This window comes from Burkholderia reimsis, assembly GCF_003294055.1.
GTDB classification, from domain to species: domain Bacteria; phylum Pseudomonadota; class Gammaproteobacteria; order Burkholderiales; family Burkholderiaceae; genus Burkholderia; species Burkholderia cepacia.
The window spans coordinates 23,246-46,451 of record NZ_QMFZ01000029.1; the positions used below are offsets into that span (position 1 = coordinate 23,246).

At 66.3% G+C, this 23,206-nt stretch carries 20 protein-coding genes; 7 read left to right on the forward strand and 13 right to left on the reverse strand.

Annotated features, from left to right (window positions below; translation table 11 throughout):
• Nucleotides 1-141: 141 nt before the first annotated feature.
• Nucleotides 142-1,278: a molecular chaperone DnaJ gene (dnaJ, locus tag DPV79_RS28450; RefSeq protein WP_021162212.1), complete on the forward strand. Its 1,137-nt coding sequence runs from the start codon at nt 142-144 to the stop codon at nt 1,276-1,278.
• Nucleotides 1,279-1,291: 13 nt separating this feature from the next.
• The gene (locus tag DPV79_RS28455) at nt 1,292-3,238 is read left to right on the forward strand and encodes a chorismate-binding protein (RefSeq protein WP_113047057.1); all 1,947 of its coding nucleotides are present in this window, start codon (nt 1,292-1,294) and stop codon (nt 3,236-3,238) included.
• A gap of 114 nt (nt 3,239-3,352) precedes the next feature.
• On the opposite strand, the gene panB is transcribed toward DPV79_RS28455, so the two are convergent.
• The 6 genes from panB to hda are packed head-to-tail and all read right to left on the reverse strand — an operon-like array spanning nt 3,353 to nt 8,438.
• Nucleotides 3,353-4,168, reverse strand: a complete 816-nt coding sequence (gene panB, locus DPV79_RS28460; RefSeq protein WP_113047058.1) for a 3-methyl-2-oxobutanoate hydroxymethyltransferase — start codon at nt 4,166-4,168, stop codon at nt 3,353-3,355.
• Nucleotides 4,169-4,212: 44 nt separating this feature from the next.
• Nucleotides 4,213-4,899 carry a deoxynucleoside kinase gene (locus DPV79_RS28465; protein WP_042976856.1) on the reverse strand — a complete coding sequence of 229 codons (687 nt, stop codon included), beginning with the start codon at nt 4,897-4,899 and terminating at the stop codon, nt 4,213-4,215.
• Nucleotides 4,896-5,438, reverse strand: coding sequence for a 2-amino-4-hydroxy-6-hydroxymethyldihydropteridine diphosphokinase (gene folK, locus DPV79_RS28470; RefSeq protein WP_021162208.1), 543 nt, complete (start codon nt 5,436-5,438; stop codon nt 4,896-4,898). The genes DPV79_RS28465 and folK overlap by 4 nt, the downstream gene beginning before the upstream one ends.
• Before the next feature lie 35 nt (nt 5,439-5,473).
• Nucleotides 5,474-7,009: a polynucleotide adenylyltransferase PcnB gene (gene pcnB, locus DPV79_RS28475; protein ID WP_021162207.1), complete on the reverse strand. Its 1,536-nt coding sequence runs from the start codon at nt 7,007-7,009 to the stop codon at nt 5,474-5,476.
• 5 nt (nt 7,010-7,014) lie between these two features.
• On the reverse strand, nt 7,015-7,692 hold the full coding sequence (locus tag DPV79_RS28480; RefSeq protein ID WP_021162206.1) for a histidinol-phosphatase: 678 nt from the start codon (nt 7,690-7,692) through the stop codon (nt 7,015-7,017).
• A gap of 11 nt (nt 7,693-7,703) precedes the next feature.
• Nucleotides 7,704-8,438: a DnaA regulatory inactivator Hda gene (hda, locus tag DPV79_RS28485; RefSeq protein WP_006484992.1), complete on the reverse strand. Its 735-nt coding sequence runs from the start codon at nt 8,436-8,438 to the stop codon at nt 7,704-7,706.
• 250 nt (nt 8,439-8,688) lie between these two features.
• Here hda and purM point away from each other — a divergent pair, with 250 nt between their 5' ends.
• A complete protein-coding gene (gene purM, locus DPV79_RS28490) occupies nt 8,689-9,744 on the forward strand; it encodes a phosphoribosylformylglycinamidine cyclo-ligase (RefSeq protein ID WP_006484927.1) in 1,056 nt (351 codons plus the stop codon).
• Nucleotides 9,745-9,854: 110 nt separating this feature from the next.
• On the forward strand, nt 9,855-10,250 hold the full coding sequence (locus tag DPV79_RS28495; protein ID WP_059709683.1) for a YybH family protein: 396 nt from the start codon (nt 9,855-9,857) through the stop codon (nt 10,248-10,250).
• A 34-nt stretch (nt 10,251-10,284) separates the two neighbouring features.
• On the opposite strand, the gene tet is transcribed toward DPV79_RS28495, so the two are convergent.
• Nucleotides 10,285-11,478 carry a Tet(A)/Tet(B)/Tet(C) family tetracycline efflux MFS transporter gene (tet, locus tag DPV79_RS28500; RefSeq protein ID WP_113047059.1) on the reverse strand — a complete coding sequence of 398 codons (1,194 nt, stop codon included), beginning with the start codon at nt 11,476-11,478 and terminating at the stop codon, nt 10,285-10,287.
• A 63-nt stretch (nt 11,479-11,541) separates the two neighbouring features.
• On the opposite strand from tet, the gene tetR reads away from it, so the two are divergent.
• The gene (tetR, locus tag DPV79_RS28505; RefSeq protein ID WP_113047060.1) at nt 11,542-12,174 is read left to right on the forward strand and encodes a tetracycline resistance transcriptional repressor TetR; all 633 of its coding nucleotides are present in this window, start codon (nt 11,542-11,544) and stop codon (nt 12,172-12,174) included.
• Nucleotides 12,175-12,177: 3 nt separating this feature from the next.
• Here the strand turns inward: tetR and miaA are convergent, their stop codons facing one another.
• On the reverse strand, nt 12,178-13,152 hold the full coding sequence (gene miaA, locus DPV79_RS28510) for a tRNA (adenosine(37)-N6)-dimethylallyltransferase MiaA (protein WP_113047061.1): 975 nt from the start codon (nt 13,150-13,152) through the stop codon (nt 12,178-12,180).
• Nucleotides 13,149-15,149: a DNA mismatch repair endonuclease MutL gene (gene mutL / locus DPV79_RS28515; RefSeq protein WP_060320027.1), complete on the reverse strand. Its 2,001-nt coding sequence runs from the start codon at nt 15,147-15,149 to the stop codon at nt 13,149-13,151. The genes miaA and mutL overlap by 4 nt, the downstream gene beginning before the upstream one ends.
• A gap of 183 nt (nt 15,150-15,332) precedes the next feature.
• On the opposite strand from mutL, the gene DPV79_RS28520 reads away from it, so the two are divergent.
• Complete coding sequence (locus tag DPV79_RS28520) at nt 15,333-16,016, forward strand: DedA family protein (protein WP_060207031.1); 684 nt, start codon at nt 15,333-15,335, stop codon at nt 16,014-16,016.
• 70 nt (nt 16,017-16,086) lie between these two features.
• On the opposite strand, the gene DPV79_RS28525 is transcribed toward DPV79_RS28520, so the two are convergent.
• The 4 genes from DPV79_RS28525 to DPV79_RS28540 form a co-directional block, all read right to left on the reverse strand.
• The gene (locus DPV79_RS28525; protein WP_048022350.1) at nt 16,087-16,899 is read right to left on the reverse strand and encodes a mechanosensitive ion channel family protein; all 813 of its coding nucleotides are present in this window, start codon (nt 16,897-16,899) and stop codon (nt 16,087-16,089) included.
• Between the two features lie 203 nt (nt 16,900-17,102).
• Entirely contained in the window at nt 17,103-18,527 is a 1,425-nt protein-coding gene (locus tag DPV79_RS28530; RefSeq protein WP_113047062.1) for a mannose-1-phosphate guanylyltransferase/mannose-6-phosphate isomerase, read from the reverse strand.
• Nucleotides 18,528-18,645: 118 nt separating this feature from the next.
• Nucleotides 18,646-20,661, reverse strand: a complete 2,016-nt coding sequence (locus DPV79_RS28535; protein ID WP_244321827.1) for a capsular polysaccharide export protein, LipB/KpsS family — start codon at nt 20,659-20,661, stop codon at nt 18,646-18,648.
• Nucleotides 20,658-21,809: a glycosyltransferase family 4 protein gene (locus tag DPV79_RS28540; protein ID WP_113047063.1), complete on the reverse strand. Its 1,152-nt coding sequence runs from the start codon at nt 21,807-21,809 to the stop codon at nt 20,658-20,660. Before DPV79_RS28540 ends, DPV79_RS28535 begins: the two co-directional genes overlap by 4 nt.
• A 216-nt stretch (nt 21,810-22,025) precedes the next feature.
• Here DPV79_RS28540 and DPV79_RS28545 point away from each other — a divergent pair, with 216 nt between their 5' ends.
• Nucleotides 22,026-23,198: a polysaccharide biosynthesis/export family protein gene (locus tag DPV79_RS28545; RefSeq protein WP_113047064.1), complete on the forward strand. Its 1,173-nt coding sequence runs from the start codon at nt 22,026-22,028 to the stop codon at nt 23,196-23,198.
• Nucleotides 23,199-23,206 lie beyond the last annotated feature (8 nt).

A 23,206-nucleotide genomic window follows, 5' to 3' on the forward strand; every position in this document is an offset into this window, starting at 1 on the left:
GGCCCTCCGGGCACATTTGTTTTTTGGCGGGTGCTGCACGAGCCGTCCGCGGACGGGCGCAGCGCCAGACGAGTCGAGAGACTTTACTGCGGGCGAAAGGAGCCGCCGCGTGCGCGATGCGTGGCGGCACAGTGAATCGATATGGCGAAACGGGATTACTACGAGGTTCTGGGCGTCGCGAAGAATGCGAGCGACGACGAAATCAAGAAGGCATATCGCAAGCTTGCGATGAAGTATCACCCTGACCGCAATCCGGACAACAAGGATGCGGAAGAGCATTTCAAGGAGGTGAAGGAAGCCTACGAAATGCTCTCGGACAGCCAGAAGCGGGCCGCGTACGACCAGTACGGCCATGCAGGCGTCGATCCGAACATGGGCGGTGCGGGCGCACAGGGCTTCGGCGGCTTCGCGGATGCGTTCGGCGACATCTTCGGCGACATCTTCGGCCAAGCCGCGGGCGGCGCCGCGCGCGGCGGCCGTGGCGGCCCGCAGGTGTATCGCGGTGCCGACCTGCGCTACAGCATGGAAATCACGCTCGAGCAGGCCGCACACGGCTACGACACGCAGATCCGCGTGCCGAGCTGGGTGTCGTGCGAGGTCTGCCACGGGTCGGGTGCGAAGCCCGGCACGAAGCCGGAAACCTGCCCGACCTGCCATGGCCAGGGCACGGTGCGCATGTCGCAGGGCTTCTTCAGCATCCAGCAGACCTGCCCGAAGTGCCACGGCACGGGCACCTACATCCCCGAGCCGTGCGTGCATTGCCACGGGTCGGGCAAGGTGAAGGAAACCAAGACGCTCGAAGTGAAGATCCCGGCCGGGATCGACGACGGGATGCGCATCCGCTCGGCCGGCAACGGCGAGCCGGGCATCAACGGCGGGCCGCCGGGCGACCTGTACGTCGAGATCCACATCAAGCCGCACTCGGTGTTCGAGCGCGACGGCGACGATCTCCACTGCCAGATGCCGATCCCGTTCACGACCGCCGCGCTCGGCGGCGAGATCGAGGTGCCGACGCTGGCCGGCCGTGCATCGTTCCCGGTGCCGGAAGGCACGCAGTCGGGCAAGACGTTCCGGCTGCGCGGCAAGGGCATCAAGGGGCTGCGTTCGAGCATCGCGGGCGATCTGTACGTGCACGTGCAGGTCGAGACGCCCGTGAAGCTGACCGACAACCAGCGCGACCTGCTCAAGCAGTTCGAGAAGTCGCTGGCCGAGGGCGGCGCGCGTCACAGCCCGCAGAGCAAGAGCTGGTTCGACCGTGTGAAGAGCTTCTTCGAGTAACTCGAGTAACAGCATGACTGAAGGCAACGAGAGCGCGTCGTTCGCGCTCTTGGACGATTGCGACTCGACCGCGTCCGCGCGGTCGAGTCGTTTGTATTCGGGATTCGTGCGCGAACGCGTGTGCACGGATCCGGCGCGGCTCGACGCAGTCGATGCGGCGGTGGCGCAGGACCTGCGCGACGGGCTGCATGCGGTCGTCGTCGGCGATTACGAATTCGGACGCAACCTGCTACGGGCGCAGCCGGGCCATGCCCCGGCGCGCTTTTTGCTGTATGCGCGCTGCGAACGCCTGTCGCGTGACGAAGTCGATGCGTGGCTCGCGCAGCAGGACGGCGGCAGCGACGCGCCGTCGATCGCGGGTGTCGCGCACGTCGCGAAGAGCGTGTCGCGCGATGCGTTCGATGCGGCGATCGCCGCGGTGCACGACGCGCTGCGCGCGGGCGATTCGTATCAGGTCAACTACACGTACCGGCTGAACTTCGACGTGTTCGGCACGCCGCTCGCGCTGTACCGGCGGCTGCGTGCGCGCCAGCCGGTGCGCTACGGCGCGCTGGTCGCGTTGCCCGACGGTGCGTGGGTCGTGTCGTGTTCGCCCGAGCTGTTCGTCGAGAAGCACGGCGACGTGCTGCGCGCGCGGCCGATGAAGGGCACCGCGCCGCGTTCGGCCGACCCTCGCGACGATGCGGCGGCAGCCGCGTTCCTCGCGAACGATCCGAAGAACCGCGCGGAAAACGTGATGATCGTCGACCTGCTGCGCAACGACATATCGCGGATCGCACGCACCGGGACGGTTCGCGTGCCGGCGCTGTTCTCCGTCGAGCCGTATGCGTCGGTGTGGCAGATGACGTCAACGGTCGAGGCCGGCTGGCGAGCAGGGACGACGTTCGCGCAGATGCTGCGTGCGCTGTTTCCGTGCGGATCGATCACGGGTGCGCCGAAGTACAAGACGATGCAGTTGATCGATGCGATCGAGTCGACACCGCGCGGCCTCTATACGGGCGCGATCGGCTGGCTCGACGCCGCGAAGCAAGGTGCCGATTCCGACGTACCGGGTGAGCGCCCGGCCGGTTGTGGCGATTTTTGCCTGTCGGTCGCGATCCGTACGCTGACGCTCGATGCTACCGGCGAAGGTACGGCGGGCGAAGGCGCTGACCGCGAAGGTGCGACCGGTGCCGAAGCACGCAGTCCGGCGACGCCAATCGCCGGCCGGCGCCGTGGCACGATGGGCGTCGGCGCGGGCATCGTGCTCGACAGTATCGCGGCCGACGAATATGCGGAGTGCGAATTGAAAGCACGATTCCTGACGGATGCCGATCCCGGCTTCCAGCTGTTCGAAACGACCGCTGCCACGCGTGCGGACGGCATCCGGCACCTCGATCGTCATCTCGCACGGCTGCAGCGTAGCGCGGATGCGTTCGGCTTCCGCTTCGATGCCGAGGCGTTGCGCGACGCGATCGATACGCACTGCGCAGCGCTCGACGGCGACGACGCCTACCGGATGAAGCTTTCGCTCGCGAAGGATGGCGCCATCGAGATCATCGCGGCGCCGCTCAAGCCGCTGCCGGCGGGGCCGGTCGGCGTGATGCTTGCGTCTGCGCACGGTTTCGCGCCGACCCGCGCGAGCGATGCGCTGCTGCTGCACAAGACCACGCGCCGCGCCGAATACGATCGCGCGTGGCAGGCGGCTGAGGCGCTGGGCGGTTTCGACATGCTGTTCGTCAACGAACGCGGCGAGGTGACGGAAGGCGGGCGCTCGAACCTGTTCGTGAAGCTTGACGGCCAGTGGGTAACGCCGCCGCTCGAATCCGGCCTGTTGCCGGGGGTGATGCGTGGCGTGTTGCTCGACGATCGTGTGTTCGGCGCGACGGAGCGGGTCGTGACCCGCGACGATCTTGCGCGTGCGGAGGCGCTGCTGCTGACCAACGCGCTGCGCGGCGCGCTCGACGCGGTACTGAAGTAACCGGCAGCCGGCAACCGGCAGCGTGTGAAAGAAAAAGCGCGGCGCCCCGCAAAGGGCGCCGCGCTTTTTTACATCGGGGCGCCGGCGCACGCGTCGCAGGCCCCGCCACGGACGTCAGAACGAATGTTCCGCCCCAGGGAACGAACCCTCCTTCACCGCGTGCACATACGCTTCGACGGCCGCCTGGATGTTCGGCTGGCCCTGCATGAAATCCTTCACGAAGCGCGGCCGCTTGCCGGGGAACACGCCGAGCATGTCGTGCAGCACGAGCACCTGGCCCGAGCAGTCGACGCCCGCGCCGATGCCGATCGTCGGAACCTTGAGCATGTGCGTGACTTCGGAGGCGACGAGCGTCGGCACGGCTTCGAGCACGACGAGCTGCGCGCCCGCATCCTCGATCGCGCGCGCGTCGCGCAGCAACTGGGCAGCACCGGCTTCGGTCTTGCCTTGCACCTTGAAGCCGCCGAACGCGTGCACCGATTGCGGCGTGAGGCCCACGTGCGCGCATACGGGCACCGCGCGCTCGACGAGGAAGCGGATCGTCTCGGCGAGCCATTCGCCGCCTTCGAGCTTGACCATCTGCGCACCGGCACGCATCAGCTTGACGGCACTCGCGAACGCCTCGGCCGGCGTGCCGTACGTGCCGAACGGCAGATCGGCGACGACCAGCGCGCGCGGCTGCGCGCGGGCGACACAGGCGGTGTGATACGCGATGTCGTCGAGCGACACGGGCAGCGTGGTCGTGTGGCCCTGCAGCACGTTGCCGAGCGAATCGCCGATCAGCAGCACGTCGACGCCCGAACGGTCGAGCAGGGCGGCAAAGCTCGCGTCGTAGCAGGTGAGCATCGCGATCTTCTCGCCGGCGACGCGCATTGCCTGCAGCTTGGGCACCGTGACGGCAGGCCGGCTCGATTCCTGGAGATAGGTCATGGGAAATCCGGTTCGGATGGTAAGGAACGACAGGCGAGGACGCGTCAGCGCGTCGTCTCGCCCTTGACGAAGAATTCCTTGCGGCCGCGCATCGTCTCGATGCGCTCGACCAGCAGGGCGAGATCTTCGGGGGAATCCTGCGGGTTCAGGTGTTCCGCGGCGACCGTCAGCACCGGCGTGCGGTCGTAGTGGTAGAAGAATTCGTTGTACGCGTCGACGAGCGAGCGCAGGTACGCGTCGCTGATCTGCAGCTCCATCGGCAGCCCGCGCTTCTGGATGCGCGAGAACAGCACTTCGGGGCTCGCCTGCAGGTAGACGACGAGGTCGGGCGACGGCGCCTGCGGCACGTCCACGTGCGTCGCGACCGAACGGTAGAGCTGCCACTCGTCTTCCGGCAGGTTCAGCCGCGCGAAGATGTCGTTTTTCTGCGGCATGAAATCGGCGATGACCGGGCGGCCCGTTTCGAGCGCACCGACCAGCTCGCGTGCCTGCTGCGCACGCTGCAGCGCGAACGACAGCTGCACGGGCAGCGCGTAGCGCGCGGTATCGCGATAGAAGCGTTCGAGGAACGGGTTGTCCTGCGGGCGCTCGAGCAGCGTCTGCATCGACCAGCGTTCGGCGAGCAGGCGCGCGAGCGTCGTCTTGCCGACGCCGATCGGGCCTTCGATCACGAGATAGCGGTGCGGGGCGCGCAGGTCGGGCGCAGTGACGGTGAGGGGTGTCGGGGTCATCGGCAGCGGTTCTTGTCGGCGTCTTCGCTGGCGGCGAGCGCCTTCTGCATCAGGCACTGGCAGGTCTGCACCTTCTCGACACGCTGATCCGCGACGGCGGCGAGGAAGGTTTCGGCACGGCCGCGCGCGGGAATGTCGAGTGCGGGCTCGATCTCCACGAGCGGCACGAGCGCGAACGCGCGATCGGTGAGGCGCGGGTGCGGGACGATCAGGTCGGGCTCGTCGATCGAGTCGGCGCCGAACAGCAGGATGTCGAGGTCGAGCGTGCGCGGCGCGTTGCGATACGGGCGCTCGCGGCCGAAGTGATGTTCGATCTTCTGGCAGAGCGCGAGCAGCTCGCGCGCCGACAGCGTCGTGTCGAGCTTGACGACGCAGTTGTAGTAGTCGTCGCCGCCCGCTTCGAAGGGCGCCGTGCGATACAGGCTCGATTTGCCGAGGATCGAGATGGTGCGCTGCTGCGCGAGGCACACCACCGCGTCCTTCAGGGTCTGGCGCGCATCGCCGAGATTCGCCCCCAGTCCGATATATGCAACCGTCATGGCATCACTTCCTACGTCGTTCGCCGTCGTGCGCGTCAGTCGTCGGAACCGCCCGAGGTGTCCGGTGCCTGCTCGGCGGCACCTTCACCCGGCTTGCGGTTTCGCGCACCGCCGCGGCGGCGCCGCTTGCGGGGCGATTTTTCCTTCGAGCCGCCCTGCGTGAGCAATGCCTCGCGAGCGGCCGCGTCGCCTTCGATGAAATCCGTCCACCACTGTCCGACTTCCGCATCGAGCTCGCCGGATTCGCAGCGTAACAGGAGGAAATCATACCCCGCTCTAAACCTTTGGTGTTCCAGCAGCCTCATCGCGCTGCGGCCCGAGCGTTTCTCGAGGCGCAGCTGCAGGCCCCAGATCTCGCGCATGTCGGCCGAGTAGCGCTTGTGGATCGCGAGTTTCTCGGTCTGCATGTCGAGCACGTCGTCCATCGCGCGATGGAGCGCCGGCACCGGGATTTCGCCTTCGGCCGTGTATTGCTCGAAGCGCTGGCGCATGTCGTGCCACAGCAGCGTCGCGAACAGGAAGCCCGGGGAAACCGGCTTGCCGGCGCGCACGCGTGCATCGGTGTTGTTCAGCGCGAGCGTGATGAACTTCTCGCCCTGCGGCTGTTCGAGCACGACGTCGAGCAGCGGCAGCAGCCCGTGGTGCAGGCCTTCCTTGCGCAGCCGCTGCAGGCACGCGAGCGCGTGGCCCGACAGCAGCAGCTTCAGCATTTCGTCGAACAGGCGCGCGGCCGGTACGTTGTTGATCAGGTCGGCGAGCGCGTTGATCGGCTCGCGCGTGTGCGGCTCGATCTCGAAACCGAGCTTCGCCGCGAAGCGCACGACGCGCAGCATCCGCACCGGATCCTCGCGGAAGCGCGTGGCCGGATCGCCGATCATCCGCAACAGGCGGGCGCGCACGTCGGCCATCCCGTCGTGGTAGTCGAGCACCGTCTGCGTCGACGGGTCGTAGTACATCGCGTTGATCGTGAAGTCGCGGCGTGCGGCGTCTTCGTGCTGCTCGCCCCACACGTTGTCGCGCAGCACGCGGCCGCTCGCGTCGACCGCATGGGTGCGGCGATCGAGTTCGTCGCGCTTCAGGCGCCTCGGCGGCTCGGCAGCGGCCGCCTCGGGCGGCGCATCGACCAGCGCGCGGAACGTCGACACCTCGATCAGCTCCTGGCCGAACTGCACGTGGACGATCTGGAAGCGGCGGCCGATCAGGCGCGCGCGGCGGAACAGGCGCTGCACCTCGGTGGGCGTTGCATCGGTCGCGACGTCGAAGTCCTTCGGCGCGATGCCGAGCAGCAGGTCGCGTACCGCACCGCCGACGATGAAGGCGCGGAAGCCCGCCTGCTGCAGCGTGTCGGTCACGCGCACGGCATTCTTCGAGATCAGTGCCGGGTTGATGCCGTGCACGCTGGCCGGCACGACGGTCGGCTCATGGTTGCTGCGCGGCTTTTTCGTGCCGCCGCGGGCGCCTTTCGGGGCACGCGGGGTAGCAGGGGCCGCTTCGTCGGCCGGGGCCGCTGCGGGAGAGGTTTGCTCGGTTTCGTCCTGGCCGAGCAGTTTGCGAATGAATTTTTTGATCACGACGTTCAGAAGAGATCGAGGATGCGCCAGCCGCGGTTGCTTGCATGCGCGCGCAGCGTGTCGTCAGGGTTGGTCGCGATCGGGTCGGTGACTTTCTCGAGCAACGGGATGTCGTTGTGCGAGTCGCTGTAGAAGTAGGTGTGCGTGAAGTCGCTCCATTGTTTGCCGAGCGACGCGAGCCACGCTTCGGTCCGCACGATCTTGCCTTCGCGATAGCTCGGCGTGCCGGTCGGCCGGCCCGTGTACGGCGAATCGGGATGCCCGTCGGTCGTCTCGACCTCGCAGGCGATCAGCGTGTCGACGCCGAACGCGGTGGCGATCGGGCGCGTGATGAATTCGTTGGTCGCCGTCACGACGCAGCACAGGTCGCCCGCATCGAGGTGCTTGCGCACGAGTTCGAGCGCGGCGGGCGTCATTGCGGGCCGGATCACCTCGTGCATGTATTGCTCGTGCCATTGCGCGAGCTGCGCACGCGAATACTTCGCGAGCGGCGTGAGCATCGCCGTGAGGTACGCGTGGATGTCGAGCTTGCCGGCCTTGTAGTCGGCGAAGAACTGGTCGTTCTGACGCGAGAAGCTTTCCGCGTCGACGATGCCGAGCTTCACCATGAAGCGGCCCCATTCGTGGTCGCTATCGGTCGGGATCAGCGTGTGATCGAGGTCAAAGAGTGCCAGATTAGTCATGGAAGCGCATTTTACTCGAAGCGGTTCGGGCCCGTGCCCGGTGGGGTGATGTCGTCGCCGGGACGCGCCAGCATGCGGCGCAGCAACGGCAGCGTGACGGCGCGTTTCTGCTCGAGCGAGAAGCGGTCGAGCGCGTCGAGCAGCGCCATCAGGCTCGGCATGTCGCGGCGGAAATGGGTCAGCAGGTACGCGGCGATGTCGTCGGTGAGCGCGATCCCGCGCTCCTTCGCCGCGAGCTTGAGCACGGCGATCTTGCCGGCATCGGACGGCGGCGACAGGTGGAACACGAGCCCCCAGCCGAGGCGCGTGCGGAGATCCTCGCGCACGTCGAGCGCGAGCGGCGCCGCGGGGCCCGCCGCGACGAACGCGCTCGACGGGTGCGCGCGCACTTCGTTGAACAGGTTGAACAGTGCGACCTGCTGGGTGTCGCTCATCCGGTCGCAGTCGTCGATCGCGTAGATGCCGATGCGCGGGTCGAACGTGAACGCGCCGAGCGGGCTTTGCGGGGTGAGATAACGCGCATAACCGTACGAGGCGTCGCTCACGAGCGCCTGCAGCAGATGGGTGCGGCCGCATCCGGGCTCGCCCCAGATATAGAACGACCGGTCCGGCACGGGGCCCGCCGCGAGCGCGAGGTCGAGCTTCTGCAGGCGCGAGATGAGCTCGTCGTTCTCCTCGTTCATGATGAAGTTGTCGAACGTGGCGGGCGGCGGCGTGCCGAGATCGAGCGTCAGTTGACGGGACACAACAGTCACAATGCGGGTCGGTTGAAAATACGCGTGCCGTACGCCGGGCACGCGCCGGGAACTGCGTCTTCGCGGGCTTCACGCGCGCCCGCACGCACGGCGCCACGCCGGTTTCGGCGCGGTTCGCTCGGCGATGAAAACGGGGACGTGTTGACCAAGATGCAATCCCTGACGATTCGGTGCTGGGAATTCCGGCCAACGGGCCGGCTTCGGGTAAAATCGCATTTTACCGACCTTCTCGCATTCCCCCATGAATCCTCCGAAATCCGCTCCCGACGCCCAAGGTCTGTCCTATCGCGACGCAGGCGTCGACATCGACGCGGGCGACGCGCTCATCGACAAGATCAAGCCTTTTGCGAAGAAAACCCTGCGCGACGGCGTGCTCGGCGGCATCGGCGGGTTCGGCGCGCTGTTCGAAGTACCGAAGAAGTACAAGGAGCCCGTGCTCGTGTCGGGCACCGACGGCGTGGGCACCAAGCTCAAGCTGGCCTTTCATCTGAACAAACACGACACCGTCGGCCAGGATCTCGTCGCGATGAGCGTGAACGACATCCTCGTGCAGGGCGCCGAGCCGCTGTTCTTCCTCGACTACTTCGCGTGCGGCAAGCTCGACGTCGATACCGCGGCAACGGTCGTCAAGGGCATCGCGCAGGGTTGCGAACTGTCCGGCTGCGCGCTGATCGGCGGTGAAACGGCCGAAATGCCGGGCATGTACCCGGATGGCGAATACGACCTGGCCGGCTTCGCGGTCGGCGCGGTCGAGAAGAGCAAGATCATCGACGGCAGCACGATCGCCGAGGGCGACGTGGTGCTGGGCCTCGCTTCGAGCGGCATCCACTCGAACGGCTTCTCGCTCGTGCGCAAGATCATCGAGCGCGCGAACCCCGACCTGTCCGCCGATTTCCACGGCCGCTCGCTCGCCGACGCGCTGATGGCACCCACGCGCATCTACGTGAAGCCGCTGCTCGCGCTGATGCAGAAGCTGTCGGTGAAGGGCATGGCGCACATCACCGGCGGCGGCCTCGTCGAGAACATTCCGCGCGTGCTGCGCGAAGGCCTCACCGCCGAGCTCGACCAGAACGCGTGGCCGCTGCCGCCGCTGTTCAAGTGGCTGCAGGAGCACGGCGGCGTCGCCGACGCGGAAATGCACCGCGTGTTCAACTGCGGGATCGGCATGGCCGTGATCGTTTCGGCGGCCGATGCCGACGCAGCGATCGCCGACCTGACCGCCGCCGGCGAACAGGTGTGGAAGATCGGCACCGTGCGTGCGACCCGCGAAGGCGAGGCGCAGACCGTCGTGGTCTGACGCACGGCCAGCAAGATGCAGCAAGGAAAGCCGCCCGGAGTCGATCCGGGCGGCTTTTTTTTCGGGCGCCGCATGGCGTACGGGCGCGCGCCGATGAAGGAGGAGCGACGATGACCGAAGACGAACACGCGATCCGTGAGCTCGTGGACAACTGGTTCGTATCGAGCCGCCGCGGCGACCTGGCGACCGTGCTCGACCTGATCGCCGACGACGCGATCTTCATGGTGGCCGGCAGGCCGCCGTTCGACAAGGCGGCGTTTGCGGCCGCATCGCGTGACGCGAACGCCGGGGGCGGGCCCGCGCCGACGATCGACGGCCGTTACCGGATCGACGAACTGCGCGTGTTGGGCGATTGGGCGTACATGCGCAATTTCATCGAGATCGAGGCGACTCCGCCGGGCGGCGAGACGATCCGCCGTTCCGGCCATACGCTGACGATCTTCCGCAAGGCCGACGGCCGCTGGCAGCTCGTCCGCGATGCCAATCTCGTGACGCTCGCGCATTGAGCGCGGCGGCGGGCGTGAATGTGCCGGCCGGCGCTCAGGCGGACGGCCGTGCCGCGCCCGCCGGCCGGGCACCGGCCAGCAACGGCGGGACGAGCAGATAAAGCAGCGCGGCCGCGGCCCAGACGAGCCCCGGCCACGTCGCGCGTGTCGCCGCATAGGTTGCGGTGACGACCAGCGGCCCCGCGACACCGATCAGGCTCGCCACGCTCGCGAGCGCGCCTTGCAGTTCACCCTGGCGCGCATCGTCGACCTGCCGCGCGAGCATCGCCTGCAGCGCCGGCAGCGTCATGCCGCCCGCCGCGAACAGCGGCAGCAGCGCGAACGGCACCCACGCGGCGGTCGCGAACGCAATCGCCACGAGCCCGAGCGCATCGCCCGCGAGGCCCAGTGCGAGCGCGCGGCGCTCGCCGAGCCGCGCGATCAGCGGCCCGATCGCGAAAGCCTGCGCGAGCGCGTGACACGCACCGTAGCCCGCCAGCGACAGCCCCGCGATCGGTGTCGACCACCCGAAATGTTCCTGGCCGTACAGGATCCACAGCGTGGCGGGCGCCTGCGACACCAGCGCCACGATCACGTAAATGCCGATCAGCGGCACGAGCGCCGGTGAGCCGGTCAGCCGGCGCAGGCTGGCGAACGGGTTGAGCGCGCCGGCCGTTTGGCCTTCGCGGGCCGAACGCGGCCGCGATTCCGGCAGTGCGCGCCAGACGAGCACGAGATTGAGCGCGTTGAGCACGGCGGCCGCGACGAACGGCGCGCGCACATGCAGCGCGCCGAGCAGGCCGCCGATCAACGGGCCCGCGATGAAGCCGATGCCCATCATCGCGCCGAGCTGGCCGAAGCGTCGCGCGCGGTCGGGTTCGGCCGTGACGTCGGTGACGTATGCAGTCGCGACCGCGACGTTCGCGCCGGTGATGCCCGCGATCAGCCGCCCGACGTAGAGCCAGGCGAGCGTCGGCGCGAGCGCCATCAGCAGGTAGTCGAGCGCGGCGCCCGCGAGCGACACGAGCAGGACGGGCCGGCGGCCGACGCGGTCGCTCAGCGCGCCGAGCAGCGGGGCGCACAGGAACTGCGCGAACGCGTACAGCGCGAGCAAGATCCCGTAGTGGGTGTCGGTGCTGCCCGCATCGGCGAGCGAGCGCAGGAGCCCGGGGAGGATCGGCATCACGATCCCGACGCCGATCGCGTCGAGCAGGACCGTGGCCAGAATGGCAATCAGGGACGGATTCAAGAGCGTGACTCTATCGGTGATAGAGTGGCGATTATTCCACAACTTTCCCTATCGGTGATAGAGATGAAGGACACGGGAGCGCGGCTGACGCGCGACACGGTACTGCGCGCGGCGCTCGAGCTGCTCGATGAAGTCGGCATCGATGGGCTGTCGACGCGGCGGCTCGCCGAGCGGCTCGGCGTGCAGTCGCCGACGCTTTACTGGCATTTCCGGAACAAGGCCGAACTGCTCGACGCGATGGCCGAGGCGATCATGCTCGAGCGGCACGATGCGTCGCTGCCGCGGCCGGGCGAGGCGTGGGATGCGTGGCTTCTCGACAACGCACGCGGTTTCCGCCGCGCGCTGCTGGCCTATCGCGACGGCGCGCGCCTGCATGCCGGTACGCGGCCGCGGGCGCTGCATTTCAGCTCGATCGAACGCAAGGTCGCGCTGCTCGGCGAAGCGGGTTTCGCGCCGGACGAGGCGGTCGACGTGATGTATGCGCTGGGCCGCTTCGTGGTCGGATGGGTGCTGGAGGAACAGGCGGAACCCGAAGGCGAGGCCGATGCGCCGCTGCCGGACGCGGCCGAGTTTCCGTTGCTCGCCAAGGGCTGGGCCGCGCTGCGCGCGCGCGGCGGAGACGAAGCGTTCGAGCGCGGCGTCGCGCTGATCATCGACGGCGCCCGCGCGCGCCTGGCAGCACGCGGGCGCGGCTGACGGTCAGGCCGGCGTGCCGCCGTCGAGCACGCGTTCGAGCGCGTCGAGCGCGCGGGCCGTGGCGTCCGGCGCGATGCAGTCGACGACGATCCGCTCCGGCATCGCGCGCAGCCAGGTGATCTGGCGCTTGCAGAGCTGGCGCGTCGCGAAGATGCCCTTGTCGCGCATCGTCCGGTAATCGGTGTCGCCGTCGAGGAATTCCCATGCCTGCCGGTAGCCGACGCAGCGCATTGACGGCAGGTCGGGATGGAGATCCTCGCGACGGCGCAGCCGCTCGACTTCGTCGATGAAGCCCGCGTCGAGCATCGCATCGAAGCGCTGCGCGATCCGTGCGTGCAGTACCGCGCGATCGGACGGTTCGAGCGCGACCGGCACGAAGCGGTAAGCGGCGGCCGCATCGTCGCTGCGTCGCGGGGCGGCGAGCAGCACCGACATCGGCTGCCCGCTCAGCATGAACACTTCGAGCGCCCGCTGGATCCGTTGCGAATCGTTCGGCGCGAGCCGCGCGGCCGTGTCGGGATCGACCTGCGCGAGTCGCGCGTGCAGGGCGGGCCAGCCATCGCGCGCGGCTTCGGCATCGAGGGTCGCACGCACGTCCGGATCGGCGCCGGGCAGGTCGTTGAGCCCCTGCGTCAGTGCCTTGTAGTACAGCATCGTGCCGCCCGCGAGCAGCGGCGTGCGGCCGCGCGCGATGATTTCGCCGATCAGGCGCAGCGTGTCGGCGCGGAAACTCGCGGCCGAATACGCGTCGGCCGGATCGATGATGTCGATCAGGTGGTGCGGCACGCTCGCGCGCTCTTCGCGCGAAGGCTTCGCGGTGCCGATATCCATGTCGCGGTAGACGAGCGCCGAATCGACGCTGACGATCTCGATCGGGCGGCGCGCGGCGAGCGCCAGCGCCGCGGCCGTCTTGCCCGATGCGGTGGGGCCGAGCAGGCAGGCGATCGTCGTCGGAGAGGACTGCGGTGGAGCGCTCATTGTCCGCGCATGAACAGGCGGTCGAGATCGTTCAGCGTGAGCTGATACCACGTCGGCCGGCCGTGATTGCACTGGTCCGCGCGTTCGGTCGCCTCCATCTGCCGCAGCAGCGCGTTCATCTCGTCGAGCGTCAGGCGCCGGTTCGCGCGCACCGCGTGGTGGCAGGCGAGCGTGCCGAGCAGTTCGTGCTGGCGCTCGGTGAGCACGCGCGAGCCGCCGAACGCGTGCAGGTCGGCGAGCACCGCGCGCGCGAGCGACTGCAGGTCGGCATCTTTCAGCAGCGCCGGGACCGCGCGGATCGCGAGCGTCGTCGGCGACAGCACCGCCAGGTCGAAGCCGAGCGATTCGAGCGTGTCGCGCTCTTCCTCGACCGTGCCGATCTCGACCGGCGTGGCCGTCATCGAGATCGGCAGCAGCAGCGCCTGCACGGCGACCGAGCGGTCGGCGAGCGCGTTCTTGAACTGCTCGTACAGGATCCGTTCGTGTGCCGCGTGCATGTCGACGATCACGAGCCCGTGCGCGTTCTGCGCGAGCACGTAAATGCCGTGGATCTGGCCGAGCGCGAAGCCGAGCGGCTGCTCGTCGTGCGCGGTGGCGGCGATCGGCGATACGGTGAAGCCGGGCAGCGGGGCGAGCGGCGTGTCGGCCGAATCGCGCGCGATGATGGTCGTGCCGTCCGGTGTGCCGGCGCCGCTATCCTTGCGGCCGAACATCGCGTCGTAGAGCGCGAGCGGCTGCGCGACGGGCAGCGTGCCCTGCGTCATCCGTGCCTGGCGCATCCAGGTGTTGCCTGCCGACGAGGACGACGGCGACGAGAAGCCGCTGCCGCCCGTGCCACCGATGCCGCCGGTCGCGTGGCCTTGGCTCTGCCCGAGCGGCGTGTCCAGGAACGACGACGGCCCGCGCGGCGTCGGTTCGATATGCGCGGCATGGCCGCCCGCCGTGGTTTCCGGCGACGCGCCCGCATGGCGCGCGAGCGCGCGCTGGACCGCATGGAACACGTACTGGTGGATCGAGCGCGAATCGCGGAAGCGTACCTCGATCTTCGACGGATGCACGTTCACGTCGACGGCCTCCGGCGGCAGGTCGAGAAACAGCACGTACGATGGGTAGCGGTCGCCGTGCAGCACGTCCTCGTAGGCCGCGCGCACCGCGTGTGTCAGCAGCTTGTCGCGCACGAAGCGGCCGTTGACGAAGAAGTATTGCTGGTCGGCACGCCCGCGGCTCGCGGTCGGCAGGCCTGCGCAGCCGTAGACCGCAAGCGGGCCGGCCTGTTCGTCGAGCGGCAGGTGCGCGGTCGCGAAGCCGTCGCCGAGGATCTTCGCGACGCGCTGCGCGGGCTCGGTCGCGTTCCAGTGCTCGACGGCCTTGCCGTTGTGCAGCACCGAGATCGCGACGTCCGGCCGCGCGAGCGCCGCGCGGCGGATCATTTCCAGGCAGTGGCCGAACTCGGTCTGCTCGCTCTTCAGGAACTTGCGCCGTGCGGGCGTGTTGAAGTACAGCTCGCGCACCTCGATCGTCGTGCCGGTCGCACCGGCGGCGGGCGACAGCACGCCCGTCTGCGCGTCGATCTTCATCGCATGCGCGGCATCGGCCGTCCGGCTCGTGATCGACATCTCGGCGACCGACGCGATCGACGCGAGCGCTTCGCCGCGGAAACCCAGCGTGGCGACCGCCTCGAGCTCCTCGAGCGAGCGGATCTTGCTGGTCGCATGGCGCATCAGCGCGAGCGCCAGCTCGTCGGGCGGAATCCCGCAGCCGTCGTCGGTGATCGAGATGCGCTTGACGCCGCCTTCTTCCAGCACGATGCGCAGCGTCGTGGCGCCGGCGTCCATCGCGTTCTCGAGCAGTTCCTTGACGACCGACGCCGGACGTTCGACGACCTCGCCGGCGGCGATCTGGCTGATCAGCTGGTCGGGCAGGGGCTGGATCGCGCGCAGCGGGCGCGGAGCAGGGGCGGGCGTGTCGCCCGCGGCCGTTTCGGTGATTTCGGACATGGCCGAATTATAGCGAGGCGGCGGATGCGTGCCGGGGCGGCGGAGCGTTACGTTTTTTCACGGAGCCTTAAGGTAGTTTCGGTATCATGGCTCCGTTTCGCGCGCCGCCTTGGCCGGCGGGCGCTTCCGCCAAGCCTGGCCTGTTTCGGCCGTTCCGGCCCTATCGCCTTCGAGGAATCGCATTTGGATACGCTGCTTCATTTCGTCAACCTTGTCCTGCATATCGACGCCTTCCTCGGCGATTTCATCCGGCAGTACGGCGCGTGGGTCTATCTCGTGCTGTTCCTGATCGTGTTCTGCGAGACGGGGCTCGTCGTGTTCCCGTTCCTGCCGGGCGATTCGCTGCTGTTCATCGGCGGCGCGTTCGCGGCGACGGGCGAAATGAACGTCGGCGCGCTGATCGTGCTGCTGCTCGTCGCGGCGATCGCCGGCAACACCGTGAACTACCTGATCGGCCGCTGGGTCGGCCCGAAGGTGTTCAATACGCATATCCCGGTGCTCGAGCGCTTCCTTGACCGCGCCGCGCTGCAGAAGACCCACTCGTTCTACGACAAGCACGGCGGCAAGACGATCGTGCTCGCGCGCTTCATCCCGGTCGTGCGTACGTTCGCGCCGTTCGTCGCGGGCGCTTCGTCGATGAGCGTCGCGCGCTTCCAGCTGTTCAACGTGATCGGCGCGCTGGTGTGGGTGCTGCTGCTCGTGCTGCTCGGGTATTTCTTCGGCAACATCCCGTTCATCCGCCAGTACCTGAACGTGATCGTGCTGGTCGGGATCGGTGCGGCGATCGTGCCGGTCGCGCTCGGCGCGGTGTGGAAGCTGGTGCGGGGGAAGCAGTCGGATAATGTGCCGAAGGCGGGTGGGCGTTGAGCGGGGGCTTTGCTTCAGTCGATAAAAAAGCGTGGCGGGTGCCACGCTTTTTTTTCGTCCGGTGCCGCCGTCATGCGCTGCGATGCAAGAGCGGTGTTTCGGGCGTCGGGTATTGCGCGTCGCGGAACGTCTCGAGGATCACGCGGTTGGTGTCGCAGTACACCTGCCAGTAGTTTTCCGGTTGCGTGGACGGGCGCACGAACAGCAGCGGGCCTTCCGGCGTGAACTGAAGCACGCCGACGTCCGGCGCCGGGGTGGTCAGCACGTTCGGGATCTGCTGGATCGACGCTTTCAGGCGGTTGATCGCGTCGACCGCATCGACGCCGTTCGCGATCTTCGCGGTCAGGTCGACGCGACGATACGACGTTGCGCTGTAGTTGGCGATGTTGTCCGAGAAGATCTTGTTGTTGCCGACGATCGTCACGATGTTGTCCGGCGTGACGATCGTCGTGCCGAACAGGCCGAGCTCCTTGACCGTGCCCGTGACGCCGCCCGCGTTGATCACGTCGCCGATCTTGAACGGACGCAGCACCTGCATGAACACGCCGGCGGCGAAATGCGCGAGCAGGCCGCCCCAGGCGGTACCGATCGCGAGGCCGAGGCCGGCAAGCAGCGCGGCGAACGAGGTGGTCTGCACGCCGAAGATCTGCAGGATCGCGAGGATCAGCAGGATCGTCAGCAGCACGCCGACGACGGAGGTCAGGTAGTCGGTGAGTGTCGGGTCGACCTTGCCGCTGCGGCGCACGACCTTGCCGAGCAGGCGGGTGCCGATGCGGATCGCCCAGCGGCCGACGAACCACAAGACGATCGCGGCGAGGAGGTTGAGGCCGAAGTCGAGGCCGCGGGTCATCAGGAATTGCTGGGCGGTGGCGAGATCGATCATGCGTTCTCCGAAGTCAGGGGTAGAAAGGGCGGCGCATGCACCGGGTGGGTGGCGCTTTTATAACCTGAGCCGGGAGGGGCGGCAACCTGTCTGACACTGCTTGACGTAATGGAAAACGGGCAGGACGCGGGTGCGTGCTGCCCGTTTTGGAGGCGTATTGGGATCGCGGCCGTGTGCGGCGCGCGATCCGGATTTTGCCGTGATTACGACGCGGCGCGGCCGTAGGTGTCTTCGAAGCGGACGATGTCGTCCTCGCCGAGGTACGCGCCGGACTGGACTTCGATCAGTTCGAGCGGGATTTTGCCGGGGTTCGTCAGCCGGTGGGTCGCGCCGAGCGGGATGTAGGTCGACTGGTTCTCGGTCAGCATGATTTCCTTGTCGCCGTTCGTGACCATTGCCGTGCCCTTGACGACGATCCAGTGCTCGGCGCGGTGGTGGTGCATCTGCAGGCTCAGCTGTGCGCCGGGTTTTACGACGATGCGCTTGACCTGGAAACGGTCGCCTTGATCGAGACCTTCATAATCGCCCCACGGACGTACGACGCGGCGATGCGTGATCGATTCGTGACGTCCCGATGCATTGAGCCATTCGACGATTTTCTTGACGTCCTGAGTCTTGTCGCGATGTGCGACGAGCACGGCGTCAGCCGTCTCGACGATGACCAGATTATCGACACCGATGGTGGCAACCATACGGTGATCGGCACGGACGTAAGAGTTGGTGGTCTCGTGGGAGAATACGTCGCCGATCTTGGCATTGCGTTCAGTGTCGAGTGCAGCGATATCCGCAAGGGCAGTCCAGGAGCCGATATCGTTCCAGCCAAGGTTTGCGGCCTCGACGACAGCGGCGAGTTCGGTTTTTTCCATCACGGCATAGTCGATCGAAATGTTCGGGCAGGCGTCGAATACATCAGGATCCAGGCGGATGAAATCGGCGTCCCGACGCGACGTCTCGACCGCGAGTTCAGCGTGGCGGGCAACTTCCGGCGCATGGCGCTTGAGTTCGTCGAGATAGCTCGACGCCTTCAGCATGAACATGCCGCTGTTCCAGTAGTAGCTGCCGTCATCAAGGAAGCGCTCGGCGGTCGGCGCGTCAGGCTTTTCGACGAATGCGTCGACGCGATAGACGGATTTGCCATCTGCCGCGGCGTGGCCGCGGCGGATGTAGCCGTAGCCCGTGTGAGCCTCGGTCGGTGTAATGCCGAACGTCACGAGATGACGATCTGCCGCGATCGGCGCTGCTGCGAGCACGGCGTCGATGAAGGCCTTTTCGTTCTGGACGACATGATCGGACGGCAGCACGAGCAGCACGGCGTCCGGGGATTCACGCAGCGCCAGTAGCGCCGCAATGGCAATGGCGGGGGCCGTGTTGCGCCCGACGGGCTCAAGTACGACGGACGACGGCGTAATGCCGACCTGGCGTAGTTGTTCGGCGACGAGGAAGCGTTGATCGTTGTTGGTGACAACGATCGGGTTGGCGACATCCGGAATATGGCTGGCGCGCAGCGCCGTTTGCTGAACCAGCGTATCTTCGCCCGCAAGCTTCAGATATTGCTTGGGATAACCGCCGCGAGACATCGGCCAAAGGCGCGTACCGCTTCCACCGCACAGAATCACCGGGTAAATCATTGCGTTGCTCCAAGATATAAACGTCGACACCGTTCGTTGAATGCAGGCGAATCGGCAGTTCTAATGTTTCGGATCCAGCTTTAACGATTTTTCAGAATTGAATATTCATGTCCGTGCATCAAGCCATGCGCAGTCTCCAGGCGAGATGATCCAGTGCATTGCGCGTCCAGCGGACAACCTTGATGAGAAATCGAACCTGCCGCGAGCGGACTGCGGCGAGCGGGCGATTCGCGGTCAGGGCGAGCCGCTGCACCACGGCTTCCGCCGACGTGAAGCGTTTGAGTCGCCAGTCCCAATACACCGGATAGCGCAGCAATACAGCAGCGACCAGCATGTCGAGCGTCAATGTCCGTTCGCGCCAGCGTTGCGGGACGGCATCCGATGTCAGTCCCCAGCCGGCATAGAACGGCAATCCGTACGTGTGCACTTCCTTGCCGCGCAGCAGGGCATCGAAACCGGACAACGACGAGAGCGTGTGTACTTCGTCGGCGACTTCGATCAGCGAGATCAAGTCCGACGCGGGATCGACAACGTCGGCTACCGCGGTCGTACCAAGATGTCCGATGCGATTGCCCGACAGCACGTCCGGATGGGGTTTGTAGACGATGAATGCGTCGGGGCGGCGCGCACGTACTTCATCCAGCAGGGCTTCCGTCGTCGAGATTCCTTGCGTGCCGAGCCGAATCGATGCGTCGTCGGCTACCTGGCCGGAGACGAGTATGACCCGCGCGCCGGCAGGGGCGACCCAATCCGGTCGGTGTCGTCCGAGATTGTATTTTGTCAGCCCGTAAGTCGTGATTGCTTCGCGCAATGCGGCTGCGCGTTGCAGTTCGGCGTCGGTGAATTCGGCGGTATTCAGAATGGCCGTCAATTCACTGGGACGGCCGGAATCGAAGTACATACCAAGACGGTCAATGACCTGGCTGCACGGAGCCACCATGTCGGAGCCCAAACCGGTCGAATGCAGGAAACCGTCTTCGATTCTGACGTGTCGGATATCGTCATGCAGTCCCGCGGACGGTCGCCCGCCCCAGATCGCGGCGATTTCGCCGACCTCGACGTCGGATGCACGTCTTGCCCAGCGGAGCCGGCCGCCGCCTGCGGTTAGATAGGGCGTTGCGAAAGGTCGTTTCCACCATTGAAAGGCAACGCCGGTGACTGCAGTCAGATCCGAAAAACGCCGGGCCACCGAGTGCTGGAGCTCGATGAAGCTCAGGACTGCATCCAGTGTTCCGCGACCGTATGTCACGGGATCGAGGTAACTGGCAGCTTTTAGAAAGACTGTCTCGAACAGCCTGTCGACGGAATCGCATCGCCGTCGTGGAGGCAATGCCAGGTGGTCGTGAGTCAGGCCCCATCCGGCATAGTAGGGGGCGCCGAATACGTGTAGCGGAACGCCTGCGAGCAGCGCGCCCATGCCTTCCGATGCCGCGACGACATAAGCGGCATCCGACGTCCCCAGGACCTCGTGCAGCGAGTGCTCGACTTCGAGTCGCCTTGTTCCGGGCGGCAGTTTCGTCAGCGTCGACATCCAGCGCCCGCTCCCGCGGTCCGCGGAAGGGAGCAGCCAGAACTCTGCGTCCGGGTGAGCCACCTGTGCCGCCTGCACCATGGCTTCGAAGCCGAGGCGTCGCTGACGTCGGCCCGAGCATGGATCTGCGTGGGACACCGTCCGTTCGTCGATGAGCAGGATGCGCGGCCGGCCGGCCGCGCTATGCCAGGCGTCGGGCAATGGCTGAATGCGTGCCCGGACATGCAGTGCATCGGATGTCAGCACGCGCTCCATTAGTGCTCGCGTCCGGGGTTGGGCCGTGGATCCGACGTTGGCGTGCAACAGCGACTCGAGCATGGCGATGAGGCTCGGCTCGCCGGCTGCAGTCGGTTCGAACGCAAACCAGGACAGCGGGGGCACCCGGCGATCGCACTCGGACAGCACTGGGCCGGCGCATATTGAGCCTTGGCCGGAACCGATCACGACACCGGTATCCGCGAGTGCCGTGCGATAAGTCGCGCAACGCCGGCGCAATACATGGTTTGCTGCTGCCGAGCGGCGCTCATGGAGCTTGCCACCGGGCGCGAGGTGTGACGCGGAGCTCTCGGCGGGCGTGGTTCGGCGGCGCATGGTGGGTGTCATCGGGATAGCGAATCGATGAATTGATCCACGCGCTCGAAGTGGCCCGCCCAGGTGGGTTCGCGAAAGCCGGCTATCCGGGCGATCTGTTCGTTTCGCTCCACGCCGTCAGGGCGGGTGTAGGCAAGGATGCGTGCTATCCACCTCGGACCGTCCAGCGGGTCCAGATAGTCGGGGATATCCGCCGCGATTTCACGAAAAACGGCCAGATTGCTGGCGAGCACGGGCACTTTCAGGCTTAACGCTTCCACGAGCGGCATGCCATAGCCTTCGACGAACGACGGAAACAGCAGCGCGCGGGCATGCTGAAGCCATGCGTGCAACTGCGCGTCGCTGCAGTCCGGAAGCTCGATCACAGTGTCCTTCAGCGGGGCGCTGCGCTCGAGCATGTCGACGACGTTCTCGCATTCCCAGCCTCGCCGGCCGATGAGCACGAGCTTGGGCGCTGCATGACCCAATTGCTCGACGAGACGTCGCCAGACATGCAGCATGAACCAATGGTTCTTGCGCGGCTCGATGGTGCCGAGCATGACGAAGTACGGTGTCTGAATCGGCGGCTGCGTCGGTTCGATCGAACGATATCCGGCCGCAAGCGGTGCGACAACGCACGGCGGCATAGAGAGACTGGCGCGGCGTGCCTCGTCCTTGATCGCGGCGTGCGTATCTTCCGAGTTCGCAATCAGTCCGTCGGCGTAGCGCAACGCAGTATGAATGCGGCGGCGATGATTCTCTTCGACGCCCGGGCGGCAATACTCGGCATGCGTGAGCGGAATGAGATCGTGAATCATGAATACCGCGCGGACGCTACGTTGGTGCATTGTCCGGTAATAGCGGACATGCTCCATGCCGTTATGGCTCGTATGAAGCAGCACGGCCCGACCTGGGCGGACTCGCCGCGGATCGAGATAGGCCCTGGCAATTGCACTGCGAATGCAGAATCGGTGCTGATTCGGTCCGGTCAGGAGATTAAAGGCTCGCGACGATTCGCTTTCATTCAGTATTCTTGGGAATCCGGCACGGCTGATGACCGCGTGGGCGCGAGCTCGATAGTGTTCGAGGTAAGCGAGGCCAACCCGGTCAACGCCGGTGGGCAGCAAGCCTGCCGAACGGCGAGTAAGCAGGCGCGTAATATCCAGGCAAATATTTAACACGGATGCAATGTTCGTGTGGCACGCGTGCCGTGCGGAAACGCTAAGGTGTAGGAAATTGCGCTAACTATACGCAAATTTATTCCGCATCGTGCGACAATTGCCGCCGCCCGTACCTCTGCGGTGACGGCATTGTGTAAATCGCAAGTATACGCAAATTTATTCTGCGCCGTGCGACAATTGTCGCCGCCTCTATCCTTGGATGACCGGATTGTATAAATGGCAAGTGTGAAACGCGGAGTGCAGTTGGCAACGGCAGTCGTTGGCTTGGTCGGCTTGGTGGCTTGCTCGGCCATTCCGACATCCGGGCCGAGTCGCTCGCAGGTCGATTCGGCAGCGGCGAAAGGCAATCCGCAAGGTATTCAAATCATCGATGTAAGCGACTCGGTTGCACGCCAGCTGTACGCCAAGCGCGCCCACGCGGACTTCGCGACCCTGCTCGGCGACGACCGGTCGTTCCGCCAGCAGCTTGGTGTGGGCGATTCCGTCGAAGTCTCGATTTGGGAGGCTCCGCCCGCAACGCTGTTCGGCGGTGGCATCTCCGACAGCGGTACGAGCAGTGCGCCGGCCGGCTCGCGGGTGACAACGCTGCCGCTTCAGGTGATCGACGGTGACGGAAACATCAATGTTCCTTTCGTCGGCGCGGTGAAAGCATCGGGGCAGACGCCGACGCAACTGCAGCGCTATATCGCCGGGCGATTGAAGAACATCGCGCATGATCCGCAGGTACTGGTGCGGCTGGCGCGCAACGAGACGTCCTACATCACCGTGGTAGGTGACGTGGGGAGCAGCAAGCGAATGGAATTGAGCGCGCGCGGCGAGCGCTTGCTCGACGCGCTCGCCGCGGCCGGCGGTGTGCGCCAGTCGGTGGACAAGATCACGATCCAGATCACGCGAGGTAACGAGGTTGCCTCGCTGCCGCTGCAATCCATCATTCGCGATCCGCGACAGAACGTTCCGTTGCGGGCGGGCGATGTCATCACGGCGCTGTACCAGCCTTACAGTTTTATTGCGCTGGGCGCGACGGGCAAGAACGAAGAGGTCAATTTCGAGGCGCAGGGCATCACGCTGGCGCAGGCTATCGCGCGCTCCGGTGGTCTGCAGGATTCGCGTTCGGATGCAAAGGGTGTATTCATCTTCCGTCTCGAGGATCCGAAGGCGCTGAACTGGCCGGACCAGCCGGTCAGGACGACCGCCGACGGCAAGGTGCCGGTTGTGTACCGGGTCGACCTGCGCGACCCGAACGCATTTTTTGCCGTTCAGAGTTTCATGATGGACAACAAGGACGTGTTGTACGTCTCGAACGCGCCGATCACCGAAATCCAGAAGGTCCTGAATCTGGTATTCACGGTTGTTTATCCAGTGGTGACAGGGGTCCAGTCGTTCAAGTAACACCGTGC